This window comes from Pseudomonas sp. SWRI179, from assembly GCF_014268705.1.
Taxonomy (GTDB): domain Bacteria; phylum Pseudomonadota; class Gammaproteobacteria; order Pseudomonadales; family Pseudomonadaceae; genus Aquipseudomonas; species Aquipseudomonas zanjanensis.
The window spans coordinates 88,311-102,262 of record NZ_JABWRA010000010.1 but is presented as its reverse complement, the minus strand read 5'-3'; the positions used below and the strand labels follow the sequence as shown (position 1 = coordinate 102,262).

Here is a 13,952-nt window from a genome sequence, read left to right as displayed (position 1 = left end):
GCAAGCCCGCTCCCACATTTGGAATTGTGTTGGGCTAAAAAATGCCCCAGGTCGTGAGACATGGGGCATTTTTCAAGGCATGGAAAAACTCAGCGATTGCGTGTCAGCAAGGCCGGTTTTTCGCCCCGTGGGCGGCTTGGCAACTGGTCCAATTGCTCAGGCGTCGGGAAACGATCGGCTTTCGATTCCTTGTGCATGATCTTCGGTTGGTTGCCGCGCGGGTTCTGCACGGCGGGTTCCTGGCGAGGCTGGTCGTCACGGGCCGGGCGGCGCGGGCGGGTGTCGTCGCGGCGGGCCTGGCCGTCACGGGGGGCACCGTTGCGTGGACCGTTGCGCTTGGCCGGTGGCGTGCCGGTGGACGAGCCGTTGCTGTTGCGCGGACCGTTCTGGCGACCTTGTGGCGTGCCGGTGCGCGGAGCGCCTGCACCGGCGCCCTGTGCCGGGGCACCTGGGCGGCGACCGCGGCCTTGGGCCGGTTTCTGCTGCGGCACGTAGTCGACGCGGTTACCGAAGTTATCCACATCGTCATCCAGGAACTCGTCCGGAGCACGATCGGCTGCGGCACGCGGTGCTGGGCGCTGCTGTTCACGGGCCGGAGTGCCTTCGCGAGGCTTTTGCTCGCGGGCAGGGCGTTCGCCGCGGCCATTGCTGTTGCTGGCCGATTTTTCCTTGCCCTTGTCCTTGCCTTTGTCTTTGCGACCGCCGCCGCCACCGCCGCCATTCGGACCGTCGCCGCGTGGGCCACGGGCGTTGCGCGGATTGCGCACGTCCGGACGTTCGCGCACTTCAGGCTTCTCGGCCTCGATGGTGCTGGCATCAAAGCCCATCAGGTCGCCGTCGGCGATTTTCTGCTTGGTCATGCGCTCGATGCTTTTGAGCAGTTTTTCTTCGTCCGGCGCGACCAGGGAAATCGCCTCGCCGGAACGACCGGCCCGGCCGGTACGGCCGATACGGTGCACGTAATCTTCATCGACGTTCGGCAGCTCGAAGTTGACCACGTGGGGCAACTGGTCGATGTCCAGGCCTCGGGCCGCGATGTCGGTGGCCACGAGGATGCGCACTTCGCCGGCCTTGAAATCGGCCAGGGCCTTGGTGCGAGCGTTCTGGCTCTTGTTGCCATGGATCGCCACGGCCGGCAGGCCATGTTTGTCCAGGTACTCGGCCAGGCGGTTGGCGCCGTGCTTGGTGCGGGTGAAGACCAGGACCTGTTCCCAGGCGCCGGCGGTAATCAGGTGCGCCAGCAGGGCACGCTTGTGGCTTGCCGCCAGGCGGAACACGCGCTGCTCGATCCGCTCGACCGTGGTGTTCGGCGGCGTGACTTCGATGCGCTCCGGGTTGTGCAGCAGCTTGCCGGCCAGGTCGGTGATGTCCTTGGAGAACGTCGCCGAAAACAGCAGGTTCTGGCGCTTGGCAGGCAGGCGGGCGAGGACTTTCTTCACGTCATGGACAAAGCCCATGTCGAGCATGCGGTCGGCTTCGTCCAGCACGAGGATTTCGACGTGGGACAAATCGACGCTGCCCTGGCCGGCCAGGTCCAGCAGGCGACCGGGGCAGGCCACCAGTACATCGACGCCACGGGACATGGCCTGGACCTGGGGGTTCATGCCAACGCCGCCAAAAATGCAGGCGCTGACGAACTTCAGGTCGCGAGCATAGATCTTGAAGCTCTCGTGTACCTGGGCCGCCAGTTCGCGGGTGGGGGTCAGGACCAGTACGCGCGGTTGGCGCGGGCCATGACGCTGGGATTTGTCTGGGTGACCGTTAGGAAACAACCGCTCCAGGATCGGAAGGGCGAAACCGCCGGTTTTGCCAGTACCTGTCTGCGCCGCGACCATCAGGTCGCGACCTTGCAACACGGCGGGAATGGCCCGCTGTTGCACCGGGGTAGGCTGGGTATAGCCGGCGGCTTCGATGGCGCCGACTAAAGCCTCGGAGAGACCGAGGGAAGCAAAGGACATGAGTAATCCTGTTTTAGTGAGGGCTTGGCCCAATGGGATAGTCTTGCCGGGCGCGAATGACGTTCAACCAAAAGACGTCATCCCGTCCGGTCCTGCCGGGCCTCGAAGGCGGGTCCGGACAAGGCTCGCGCGGGCTGTAGGCTGCGCTGTAGCGGTGTCGGGATGCCTTTTGCAAGACCGGGCGTCCGGGCGTGAGCCTGGCGGGAAGGCCGGAGTATAACAGAGCAAACGCCGCGCGCCGCTTTCCTGCTGCTCAACGGTTTATTTCAGCACTGGACTGGCTGGGTGAGTGGTCTTCGCCAGGGGGCCGGCGCCATAGCGGGCGCTCAGTTCGGCATAGGCCGGTTCGCGCTTGAAACGCTTGAGTTCGGCACCGAAGCGTTGCACCAGCAAATCCATGCCGGCGTTGCGCCGTACCGCCAGGTATTGGCTTTGACGGCTCACCACCATAGGGTTTTCGGTGATCTGGTCGCCCAGTTGCATTTGTTCGAGCACATGCCGACCGACCCTGCGGTCGGTGATAAGCAGGTCGATCCTACCCAGTTGCAACTTGCCGAAGTTGGCTTCGTGGGTGGGCGCCGCTTCACGTTTGAACCGGGGCGACTCACTGAAGGCCTGGCTGTACAGGTAGCCGGGCGAGGTACCAACCGTCAGGCCGGCCAGGTCATCGAGCGTGCGAAATGGGTGGGGCCGGGCGTTGGCGTAGAACATCACAAATTCCACGTCCGACAGCGGTTCGCTGGGATAAAGCAGCGTCGCATCGCGTTCATTGCTGTGGAAAATGTCCAGCGCGCCGTCCGCCAACCCCTGTTCGAGCATCGCCAGGCAACGCTTCCAGGGCAGGAACTGCCATTCCACGTCGATGCCCAGGCGCTTGAACACAATGGCCGTGGCTTCGTAGTCCAGGCCGAGCATCTTGCCGTTCTCTTCGTAGACATACGGGGCCCAGGGCTCGGTGACAATGCGCAACTTCTCGGCCTGAGCGGTCATGCTCAGGCACAAGAGAAAAAAGGAGGTCAGCAGCTGGACAATGACGGGCATGGCCTGAGGTTACGACGAGAACTCATCAAATAGCTAGAGCGCTCTGGCCTGCGCCTTGGTTGCCTTTTGCTTGCCTTTGGTGCTCATTGAGGCCTCGTGGCATTCATCCGATGCGAACGCATTTGCTTGAGGCTGAGGAGCGCTGAATGGAAAAGGCCTTGGTTTTCGCCAAGGCCTCTTTGTACAACCGCATCAAGTCATTCAACGCGGCAGCTTGAGGTTGTTCCATACCGCGAGGCTGGGCTCGGCCTGGTTAAGGGTATAGAAATGCAGCCCCGGTGCGCCGCCTTGCAACAAACGTTCGCACATTTGCGTGATGACGTCCTCGCCGAAGCGTTGGATGCTTGAGGAATCATCGCCATAGGCCTCCAGTTGCTTGCGAATCCAGCGTGGGATTTCCGCACCGCATGCGTCGGAGAAACGCGCCAGCTTGCTGTAGTTGGTGATCGGCATGATGCCCGGCACGACCGGAATATCGACGCCCAGCTTGCGGATACGTTCGACAAAGTAGAAGTAACTGTCGGCGTTAAAGAAGTATTGGGTAATCGCGCTGTTGGCGCCGGCATTGGCCTTGCGGACGAAATTGTTGAGATCGTCTTCAAAGTTACGCGCTTGCGGGTGCATCTCCGGGTACGCAGCCACTTCAATGTGGAAGTGATCGCCGGTTTCTTCTCGGATGAAGTTCACCAATTCGTTGGCGTGGCGCAGCTCGCCGCTGGCCATGCCCATGCCCGACGGCAGGTCGCCACGCAGGGCAACGATGCGCTTGATGCCAGCGGCCTTGTACTGGGTCAACAGGCTGCGCAGGTCGTCCTTGCTGTCGCCGACGCAGGACAGGTGCGGAGCGGCCGGGACTTTGACTTCGCCTTCGAGCTGCAACACGGTGTTCAGGGTGCGGTCACGGGTCGAGCCGCCGGCGCCATAGGTGCAGGAGAAGAAGTCGGGGTTGTAGCGGGCCAACTGACGGGCAGTGGCGATCAGTTTTTCATGCCCAGCATCGGTCTTCGTCGGGAAGAACTCGAAGCTGTAGCGACGGTCTTGGGACATGGTCATATCCTTGGAAACTCGTAAGCCTGGACGCCTTGCGCATCACAATATGGGAGCGGGCTGTGTGGGAGCAAAGCTTGCTCGCGATCCAGGCGCTGCGGTCCTCGAGAGACCGCGGCGTTTTCATCGCGGGCAAGCCTTGCTCCCACACAGCCCGCTCCCACAGGGAGAGCAGGCAATAGCGCCGATCAGTAGCGGTAAGCGTGCGGCTTGAACGGGCCTTCGACGGTGACGCCGATGTAGTCAGCCTGTTGCTTGGTCAGCTTGGTGACCACGCCGCCGAAGCCGCGGACCATTTCCAGGGCCACTTCTTCGTCGAGTTTCTTCGGCAACACTTCCACGGTCAGGCGCTCGGCTTTCTGGGCTGGCGACAGGTCGGCGTATTTCTGGCCGAACAGGAAGATCTGGGCCAGGACCTGGTTGGCGAACGAGCCGTCCATGATGCGGCTTGGGTGACCGGTGGCATTGCCCAGGTTCACCAGGCGGCCTTCGGCCAACAGGATCAGGTAGTCATCGTTCTGTGGATCGAAGCTGCCAGTGCCGGTGCGGTGCACCTTGTGGACCTGCGGCTTCACTTCTTCCCATGCCCAGTTCTTGCGCATGAAAGCGGTGTCGATTTCATTGTCGAAGTGGCCGATGTTGCAGACCACGGCGCGCTTCTTCAGGGCCTTGAGCATGTTGGCATCGCAGACATTGACGTTGCCGGTGGTGGTCACGATCAGGTCGATCTTGCCCAGCAGTGCCTTGTCGATGCTGGCTTCGGTGCCGTCGTTGATCCCGTCGATGAACGGCGAAACCAGCTCGAAACCGTCCATGCAGGCTTGCATGGCGCAGATCGGGTCGACTTCAGAGACCTTGACGATCATGCCTTCCTGGCGCAGGGACTGGGCCGAACCCTTGCCCACGTCACCGTAGCCGATCACCAGGGCCTGCTTGCCGGACAGCAAGTGGTCGGTGCCGCGCTTGATGGCGTCGTTGAGGCTGTGACGGCAGCCGTACTTGTTGTCGTTCTTGCTCTTGGTCACCGAGTCGTTGACGTTGATGGCCGGGATCTTCAGCTCGCCCTTGGCCAGCATGTCCAGCAGGCGGTGCACGCCGGTGGTGGTTTCTTCGGTCACGCCGTGGACCTTGTCCAGCACGGCCGGGTATTTCTTGTGCAGCAGTTCGGTCAGGTCGCCGCCGTCGTCGAGGATCATGTTGGTGTCCCACGGCTGGCCATCCTTGAGGATGGTCTGCTCCAGGCACCACTCGTACTCTTGCTCGGTCTCGCCTTTCCAGGCGAATACCGGGATGCCAGCGGCGGCGATGGCGGCAGCGGCCTGGTCCTGGGTCGAGAAGATGTTGCAGGACGACCAGCGCACTTCGGCACCCAGGGCAACCAGGGTTTCGATCAGCACGGCGGTCTGGATGGTCATGTGGATGCAGCCGAGGATTTTTGCGCCCTTCAATGGCTGTTCGCCAGAGTACTTGCGGCGCAGACCCATCAGGGCTGGCATTTCGGATTCGGCGATGATGATTTCGCGACGGCCCCAGGCAGCCAGGGACATGTCGGCGACTTTGTAGTCGGTAAAAGCAGCAGGCGTGATAACAGCGCTCATGAAGAGCCTCCATTCGTAATGTATGCGAATGGGCGCCGTTGTGCGTTTAGTGTCCGTGCGGGTAGCCCCGTACAAACAACGCCCCATCCGAGCCTGACAGGTCGAGCCTGCTGCAGCGCCCCTCGGACAGGTGGCGGGAACGGTCCAAAGCGTGGACCGAGGTAAAACGGTGGCGATTATAACGGGCTAATCGGATCTTCCAAAAGGGTTTCTGTCGGCAAATCGAAATTGCCGATGACCGTCATAGGGCCCACGACGTAGAGCCTGGCCGTGGGGTCTGCCATGATGCAGCAATCCAACGGCCAGACACTCAGGAGTGATCATGAATTTCCACACCCGCAAATGGGTCAAGCCCGAAGACCTCAACCCCAACGGCACGCTGTTCGGCGGCAGCCTGTTGCGCTGGATCGACGAGGAGGCGGCGATCTATGCCATCGTCCAGCTCGGCAACCAGCGCGTGGTCACCAAGTACATCTCGGAAATCAATTTCGTCAGCGCTTCGCGCCAGGGCGACATCATCGAGCTGGGTATCACCGCCACCGAGTTTGGCCGCACGTCCATCACCCTGACCTGCGAGGTGCGCAACAAAATCACCCGCAAGAGCATCCTGACCGTGGAGAAAATGGTCTTCGTCAACCTCGGCGAAGACGGCCTGCCTGCGCCTCATGGGCGGACCGAGATCAAGTACGTCAAGGATCAGTTCAAGGATGATGTCGTCGAGTGAGTTCGGCGGCGCTGCTATCGCGAGCAGGCTCGCTCCCACAAGGGGCCCGGGTTGATCACCCGATTTGTGTTCCCCTTGTGGGAGCGGGCTTGCTCGCGAAGGCGGCTGCACATTCAGCCCCGATGCAAGCTGACTCGGCGCTTTCGCGAGCGAGCCCGCTCCCACATTATTTTGGGGGTGATCACGGGATTTGTGTTCACCGCCGTCCCCCTGTGGGAGCGAGCCTGCTCGCGATAGCGGTTTCAGGCTGAGGTAACTGAACAGCGCTGGACGCCGCGTGTCGTAGGTACATCACGCCACGGCTTCAGGAGCTGTATGGACACCCACAAAGAAGGCAAGACCCCGGACCTTTCGGCTCAGGAGCAGCACGAAGTCGACCGTAACCAGCCGCCGCGGGCGGCCGTGCTGCATGAAATCATCCGCACCCAAGGCAATCTGGAGCTGGAGCGTAGCGTCGCCGCGCTGTGGTGGTCGGCGCTGGCGGCCGGGCTGACCATGGGCCTGTCCCTGATGGCGATGGGCTTGCTCAATTCTCGATTACCGGATCACGAAGGTTTCAAAGTGATCGCCAGTTTCGGTTACTGCGCAGGCTTTCTAGCGGTGATTCTCGCGCGCCAGCAATTGTTCACCGAAAACACCCTGACCGCCGTGCTGCCGATCATGAGCAAGCCGACTTTGGGCAATTTCGGTCGATTGTTCCGGTTATGGGGCGTGGTGCTGGTGGGCAACCTGTGCGGCACCTTGTTGGTGGCGTATGTGATGCTGCATCTGCCGATTTTTGACCGGCGCACCGATCTGGCCTTCCTGGAAATCGGTCGCAAGGTCATGGAGAACGACACTGGCCAGATGTTCGCCAAGGGCATCATTTCCGGTTGGATGATCGCCACCATGGTGTGGATGATTCCGTCCATGGAGAGCGCCAAGATGTGGATCATCATCCTGATCACCTACCTCATGGCGCTCGGGGACTTCACCCACATCGTCGTCGGCTCGGCCGAAGTGTCCTACCTGGTGTTTGCCGGCCAGTTGTCCTGGGAGGATTTCTGGATGGTGTTTGCCGGGCCGACGCTGGCGGGCAATATCGTCGGTGGAAGTTTTATCTTTGCGTTGATCAGCCATGCACAGATTCGCAGCGAAGTGGGCCCGCCGAAAGATAAGCACCCCGATAAGCCTGCACAGCGCATTGACTCGGAGTAGGCGGTTATTTGAATAGCATGTTGCGCAAGATCTTGAGGGTTGTTGACTTTGGATCAAGCATCCCGGTGTAGCGCGACCTGTAGTTCGCGATAACCCGTTCAAGTGAATTGTTGAATGCGATCTTCTGCTCAAGGGAGTTTTTGGATGTTTTTGGATCTTGCAGTTCCTGCAGGTCCCGGATGACTCCTCTTATCAACTTGATGTTCGCATCGGGTTGGCCGCCGAGAAAGCATGCGGGATTCAGCACATGTTGCACGACGTTAGATATACGGGTGGCAATGTCCTGCAGGTGCATTTTCTCGACGGCGTGACCGGTCACTTCGGAAATGGCGCTGGGCGCGCCTCTGTCCCACTCGGCGGCGGCCTGGAGGAATTGCATGAAGTCCGGGTCATTGCCGTGATTGAGGCGTTTTGCCAGCCATTCCAGCCTGCCGGACTGGTCCGCAAGCTGATCGAGGGTCCAGATGGCCATGCGCATCTGTGGAGTGGGTTCAAGTTTGGTGGATGCCTTGTTGGCCTCTTGGATCGCTTCCTTCAATTGCGTCAACGCCCGTTGTGCGTGGTGCCTGAAGGTGATCGCCTCGGCGCAGGTTTCGTCGTCTTCCAGCTCTATGCTCAGTTGCTCGAATTCCTTGTCACCCAACGCCAACAGCGCATCCTCGATTGAGTCAAACCAAAAGGTTTGTCGAGTCGCGTTGTGCTCGTCCAGATGGGTTTGGACTTTCTTGCGCAGTTCTTCCTGGAGATGATCCTTGATCCCCTTCGACATGCCGAAGTTGACTGTCCCGCTTAACAGGCCGCGGTAATCACCTTTATTGGATTTCAGCGGCACGACGACGGTCTGGTCGGCAAAGCGCTTCAGTTGTTCGGCATTCCATACAGAGCTGGCCGTATGGGGTGCATTGAGAAATCTGTCGATCAGGGCCGTGATGCCAGTCCCTCGCTGGTTTTTCTGGTTCGATTCTTCCGCCTCGAATACCAGGATCAAAGACTCGTTGTCCGGGATCGGGCTCATGGAGGTCGCCGGATTATAGATGTCAGGTACCGGCGTGTTGTTAAGGATGCCGCCATCGGCAAACGCCGTGGTTTCAGTGCGTTTCTCATCATTCTGTTGGAAGGGTAGTCCTTGCTGGGTCAGCTTGCTGAACATCACCGGCAGTGACGCGGAAATATGCGCGGCCACGGCGATGTCCATGTCAGGCGTGGTCTTCTCGCTGAACACCAGCAATTGCGTGCCTTCCTCGAACATGGCGGTGCCGGTAATTTCCGCAGTCTTGATCTGTGGGATTTCTTTGCTCAGGACGGCCAGGTCGGCGAAGGTGACGTATTCGTTCTTTATCACATTGGCAACGGCTTGTTGCGCTTTTTTGGAAAGAGGTTCCGGGTGATCCTTGCAGCGTTGTAGAAGCGCCTTGCAGGATTCCTCCCGGATCAAATTCTCCAGCGGCATCCCCTTGGAACCCAGGCGTGGCAACAGATCACACAGCAATTGCGCCAGCGGAACGCTTTTCAGTTTTTCGCCCAACTTCGACCAGGCGTTCTGGAGTGTTTTAACGATACCGTTGGTGCTGTCGAGCAAGGACGAGAGGGGAATATCGTCAAGGATCTGGTCGAAACGCGCATGACTTATGCCGCTGGCGAGTACGGCGGCCGATATGGCTCCCGCAGAAGAGCCTGAAATGGTTCTGATATCGTCCAGGAGACCGTTGGCTTCGAGGGCTTTGATGAGCCCGGAATAGGCCACTCCCTTGGCGCCACCACCACTTAGGATCAGGTCGCTAATGGTCGGGCTATTCATAATGACTTTGACCCTACCGTCGCCATATTGAATGATAGAGATAGACCGGTCTGTAGCGCGGTCTACCAGTAGGCGGGCATCTCCGGGATTCGCCTGTTTTACGGTCTGGTCGCTGTTCTTGAAAAAGCTAAGGGGGAGGGATTGTTGCGAGATTAGGGCTAGCATTCTGGTCGTCCTTGTACCTGGGGACCGAACTCTAAGCAAAATCTACCGGCTGATGGCCTTGCGACTCAAATAGACATACATCCGCCGGTTGCAAACTGCCCTCGGCGGATTTTAATGGCAGGCACTCTGGAACAAGGCTTTTGGAGGACAGCTAAAAACAGCCTGCACGAATGGGGAAACATTCTTACTGAAAGCGTCGCCCATTCGCTCAGGAGCAGCGCCGATTTCCCAGGCCCTCAAACAGCGACGGCCGCCAAGCGTCGCTGGCGATGGATAAAAAACAAGGCGGTCAATACCGTGAGGCCGCCGACAGCCGCCCCGGTCCACGGCAGATCCGCCAGGTCGGCACCGCTGGCGACGACCAATCCACCCATCCAGGCCCCGGCCGCGTTGCCCAGGTTGAACGCACTCTGATTCAGCGTAGAGCCGAGGTTCGGCGCCTCAAAGGCCTGGTCGATGATCAGCAATTGCAGGATCGGGCACAGGGCGAAGGCGAAGACGCCCCACAACACCAGCGTGATCGCCGCCGGGATCACCGACCGGCTGGTCTGGCTGAACGCGGCCAGTACCAGCACCACAGCCAAGGCCATGCCCACCAGAGCAGGCAGCAAGCGCCGGTCCGCCAGGCGTCCGCCGAGGAAGCTGCCGGCCGTGAGGCCGACGCCGAACAACAGCAGCATGATGGTGATGCCATGGGGGCTGACACCGGTGATGTCCTGCAGGATCGGCGCGATGTAGGTGAACACGCTGAATAGACTGGTGGAGGCCAGCACGCTCATGCCCAGGGCGAGCAACACGTTGACCTTGCCCAGGACCTTGAATTCGCTGGCCAGGTTGGCCTTGTCCATGGGGATTTCCTTGGGCAGCCAGACCCATTGGGCAACGGCGGCGATCACGCCGATGATCGAGACCGCCCAGAACGTCGAGCGCCAGCCGGCGTATTGACCCAGGGCCGTGCCCAACGGGACGCCCAGCACATTGGCCAGGGTCAAGCCGGTGAACATCATGGCAATCGCCTGGGCCCGTTTGTTCGGCGCCACCAGCCCGGCCGCCACCACCGATCCAATGCCAAAGAACGCGCCGTGGCACAACGCAGTGATGACCCGGGCGGCCATCAGCGTGGTGTAGTTCGGCGCCAGGGCGCAGAGCACGTTGCCAAGGATAAACATCAGGGTCATGCCCAGCAGCGTGGCCTTGCGCGGCATGTTGGCGGTGCCGATCGCCAGGATCGGCGCGCCGAACACCACGCCCAGGGCGTAGCCGGTGATCAGCAGCCCGGCCTGGGGAATACTCACGGCCAGGTCCCGGGCGACATCGGGCAACAGGCCCATGATGACGAATTCAGTCGTGCCGATGCCAAAAGCGGCAACGGCCAAAGCAAGCAAGGCGAGTGGCATGCGCAAGGTCTCTGTCTGTAGTCTTGACGCCCGGATCAGGCATACGCATGCCGGCGCCCCGGTTCGAGTGAACGGGACAACAGCAAAATTATTGGTATTGGTGTATGCGCAACTGAGTGCGGCGTGATCGGTTTGCAGTATAAACGATAGCGAATCAATTCATGAGCCTTACTGGTGTAGGAGCTGACGAGTGCAACGAGGCTGCGATCTTTCCGCCGACAATTGAGTCTGAAGCGAAAGATCAAAAGATCGCAGCCTTCGGCAGCTCCTACGGGCGGTGGGATAAGACAAGGAGCGTGCCGTGCTTGCGACGGCCTTGGTGTTGGTAGCGGCACTGTTGCATGCGGCATGGAATACGCTGATCAAGTTCAGTGGCGAGCGTTTGTTGGTGGTGGCATGCATGGACAGCGTCGCCCTGCTGTTCGTCGCGTTGGCCCTGGGTTTCGTGGCATGGCCGCCATTGGAAATCTGGCCGAGGATCCTGGCGTCGGCGGCGTTCGAGCTGTTGTACCGTTATTTGCTGATCCAGGCTTATCGGGTCGGAGACCTGGGGTTGGTCTATCCCCTGATGCGCGGCCTGTCGCCGCTGGTAGTGCTGGCCCTGACGTTTATTTTCGCCGGTGAAGCCCTGACGACCCAGCAGGTCATCGGTATCTTGCTGATCCCGTTCGGCATGCTTTGCCTGTTGTGGCAAGGCGGTGGCGGCGACCGGCTGCCTTGGTCGATGCTGCCGGTGGTGGCGCTGATCGGCCTGTGCATCGGCTGCTACACCTTTATCGACGGGCATGCTTTGCGGCGTTGGTCCCATCCGCTGGATTACCTGGTCTGGGTCACGCTGCTCAGCGCCTGGCCTTTCCCATTACTGGCGCTGGTGGGCAAGCGGCCGGCGTTCATGCGGTTCTGGCGCGAACAGTGGCGACTGGGGTTGGCGGTCGGGTTCTGCGTATTGTTCAGCTACGCTCTGGTGCTGTGGGCCATGCAACTGGGCTCGATCGCCGAAGCGGCGGCGCTGCGGGAGATCAGCGTGATCCTGGTTGTGCTCTTTGGCATGCGCTACCTTAAAGAACCTTTTGGCCGGCCACGGCTCTTAGCCTGCGGGCTGGTGCTGATTGGCATGCTGGTGATGAAATCCTGACCGGCGCCTGATGCTCGATTCTATATAAAACTCAAAAAGGAAAACGCGGTATGACGGTTGCCCTGTGGTGTGTGTTGATTGCTTTTCTCCTGCCTTACCTGTGTGTCGGGATCGCCAAGGCTGGTGGCAGATACCGGTTGCAGGATAACCATGACCCACGGGATTTTCTGGATTCCCTCGAAGGCGCGCCCCGACGTGCCTTCGCCGCGCAACTGAACAGCTTTGAAATCAGCCCGTTCTTTGCCGCCGCCGTGATCGTCGCTCACCTGGCCGGGAATGCCGAACTGGTTACCATCAACGTGTTGGCGGTGCTGTTCATCACCAGTCGCTTGCTCTACATCATTTGCTATCTGGCGGACTGGGCGATTCTGCGGTCGCTGGTGTGGTTCGTGGGGGTGGGGTTGGTCCTGAGTTTCTTCTTTGTTTCGGTCTGAGCCTGGTTCTTAAATCAAGGCGCCTGTACTGGCCTCTTCGCGAGCAAGCCCGCTCCCACATTTTATCTTCAGTGAATCACAACACTTGTGAGCACCCGAAATCCGTGTGGGAGCGGGCTTGCTCGCGAAAGGGCCCGCCCAGTGAACCCAGTCCTCAGGGATTGGCGGTTACTGCATTCGCCACCTGCGGCACTGACGGCAACGCCATGCCCTTGGGCCAGAGCATCCAGATCTGTCCCTGTTGCTTCATGTCCCCGGCCAACTGTCCGGCCGCCTCGCCCGTGCCCCAGAACAGGTCCGCCCGCACTTCGCCGGTGATTGCACCGCCGGTGTCCTGGGCGGCGACGGGCCGGTTCAGGACGCTGCCGTCGGGGCGCGTAGTGGATAGCCACAACAGGCTGCCCAGTGGAATCACCTTGCGATCCACCGCCACGCTGTAGCCGGCGGTCAGCGGCACATTCAGCGAACCTCGGGGGCCTTCATTGCTGTCGGGGTTGCGGTTGAAGAACACGTAGCTGGGGTTGCTGCCGAGCAATTCTGGAATGCGGTTCGGGTTGGCCTTGGCCCAGGCACTGATAGTGCCCATGGTCACGTCTTCCTTCTTCAGCTCACCCTGTTCGACCAGCCAGCGGCCGATGGGGCGGTAAGGGTGGCCGTTCTGGTCGGCATAACCGATGCGCAGTTGGCGGCCATCAGCGAGCTGAATGCGCCCTGAACCTTGGATTTGCAGGAACTGCAGGTTCATGGGGTCGGTCAGCCAGGCAATGACCGGTGCCTTCACCCCGTTGGTTTCGATGGTGGCTGCATCGTCGTACGGCTTGAGCACCCGGCCTTCGAGGCGTCCGCGCAGGCGTTTACCCTTGAGCTCAGGGTAGATGCTGTCCAGCGACACAATGATCATGTCTTCCGGCACGCCGTAAACCGGGATATTCGCCGTGGCGGTCTGGGTGAGGCTGCCGGGGTAGACCGGTTCGTAATAGCCGGTAATCAGGCCGTTGGGGCTGTTGTCTCCCGAGCGCAGGCCATAGACGTCCAGGTTTTGTTTCAGGAAACTGCGTACCGCCACAGCCGTCTGCGGCACGTTGGCCGCCGCCGCGCAGGTCGCGCCCCACACCGCGTCGGCCTTGAGCCGGGTGCATGCGCTACGCCAGGAACCGAAACCGGCCAGCAGGTCTGCATCGGACACCGTTGGCAACGCCTCCCAGGGGGCGCTGACGTAGGTGGCGAGCGCATGGGTCTGCGGTTCCTCGACCTTTTCACCGCGATTGCAACCGGCCAACAGGGCGATCAGCGGTAGGGTCAATGCCAGGCCTTTGTGCCAGGGCTTGATGCGGCTGTTCATGAAGATTTCCTTTGCAGCCATTCGAACACTGTCAGGTGCTCGAACAACCCGTATTGTTGATAGGGGCATTGGTCTTTACCGGTGATCCGAGGATACTAATCGCCGTTTCCTGCCCC

11 protein-coding genes and 1 riboswitch are annotated in these 13,952 nt (G+C 60.5%); of the genes, 4 read left to right on the top strand and 7 right to left on the bottom strand.

The genetic code is table 11. The features are described 5' to 3' along the window. Positions 1-89: 89 nt before the first annotated feature. The 4 genes from HU767_RS08175 to ahcY form a co-directional block, all read right to left on the bottom strand. Positions 90-1,958 (bottom strand): DEAD/DEAH box helicase, encoded by a 1,869-nt coding sequence (locus tag HU767_RS08175; protein WP_186729204.1) that lies wholly within the window; start codon positions 1,956-1,958, stop codon positions 90-92. Positions 1,959-2,219: 261 nt separating this feature from the next. Continuing rightward, on the bottom strand, positions 2,220-2,999 hold the full coding sequence (locus HU767_RS08170; RefSeq protein ID WP_186729202.1) for a transporter substrate-binding domain-containing protein: 780 nt from the start codon (positions 2,997-2,999) through the stop codon (positions 2,220-2,222). Positions 3,000-3,200: 201 nt separating this feature from the next. Beyond that, a complete protein-coding gene (metF, locus tag HU767_RS08165; RefSeq protein WP_186707084.1) occupies positions 3,201-4,046 on the bottom strand; it encodes a methylenetetrahydrofolate reductase [NAD(P)H] in 846 nt (281 codons plus the stop codon). A gap of 188 nt (positions 4,047-4,234) precedes the next feature. Then, the gene (ahcY, locus tag HU767_RS08160; RefSeq protein WP_186729200.1) at positions 4,235-5,644 is read right to left on the bottom strand and encodes an adenosylhomocysteinase; all 1,410 of its coding nucleotides are present in this window, start codon (positions 5,642-5,644) and stop codon (positions 4,235-4,237) included. A 23-nt stretch (positions 5,645-5,667) separates the two neighbouring features. Then, positions 5,668-5,774: riboswitch (S-adenosyl-L-homocysteine riboswitch) on the bottom strand. A gap of 192 nt (positions 5,775-5,966) precedes the next feature. Between ahcY and HU767_RS08155 the strand changes: the two genes are divergently transcribed. Next, entirely contained in the window at positions 5,967-6,368 is a 402-nt protein-coding gene (locus HU767_RS08155; RefSeq protein WP_072346269.1) for a hotdog domain-containing protein, read from the top strand. Positions 6,369-6,683: 315 nt separating this feature from the next. After that, entirely contained in the window at positions 6,684-7,565 is an 882-nt protein-coding gene (locus HU767_RS08150) for a formate/nitrite transporter family protein (protein ID WP_186729198.1), read from the top strand. A gap of 4 nt (positions 7,566-7,569) precedes the next feature. Here HU767_RS08150 and HU767_RS08145 read toward each other — a convergent pair whose 3' ends face one another. Further along, positions 7,570-9,528 (bottom strand): patatin-like phospholipase family protein, encoded by a 1,959-nt coding sequence (locus tag HU767_RS08145; RefSeq protein WP_238349431.1) that lies wholly within the window; start codon positions 9,526-9,528, stop codon positions 7,570-7,572. Between the two features lie 236 nt (positions 9,529-9,764). Then, positions 9,765-10,925, bottom strand: coding sequence for an MFS transporter (locus tag HU767_RS08140; RefSeq protein WP_186707087.1), 1,161 nt, complete (start codon positions 10,923-10,925; stop codon positions 9,765-9,767). A 301-nt stretch (positions 10,926-11,226) separates the two neighbouring features. Between HU767_RS08140 and HU767_RS08135 the strand changes: the two genes are divergently transcribed. Together HU767_RS08135 and HU767_RS08130 are read left to right on the top strand one after the other, a co-directional pair. Further along, the gene (locus HU767_RS08135) at positions 11,227-12,060 is read left to right on the top strand and encodes an EamA family transporter (protein ID WP_186729196.1); all 834 of its coding nucleotides are present in this window, start codon (positions 11,227-11,229) and stop codon (positions 12,058-12,060) included. 50 nt (positions 12,061-12,110) lie between these two features. Then, complete coding sequence (locus HU767_RS08130; RefSeq protein ID WP_186707089.1) at positions 12,111-12,494, top strand: MAPEG family protein; 384 nt, start codon at positions 12,111-12,113, stop codon at positions 12,492-12,494. Positions 12,495-12,648: 154 nt separating this feature from the next. Here the strand turns inward: HU767_RS08130 and HU767_RS08125 are convergent, their stop codons facing one another. Continuing rightward, positions 12,649-13,836 (bottom strand): murein transglycosylase A, encoded by a 1,188-nt coding sequence (locus tag HU767_RS08125; protein ID WP_186707090.1) that lies wholly within the window; start codon positions 13,834-13,836, stop codon positions 12,649-12,651. Between the last annotated feature and the right edge of the window lie 116 nt (positions 13,837-13,952).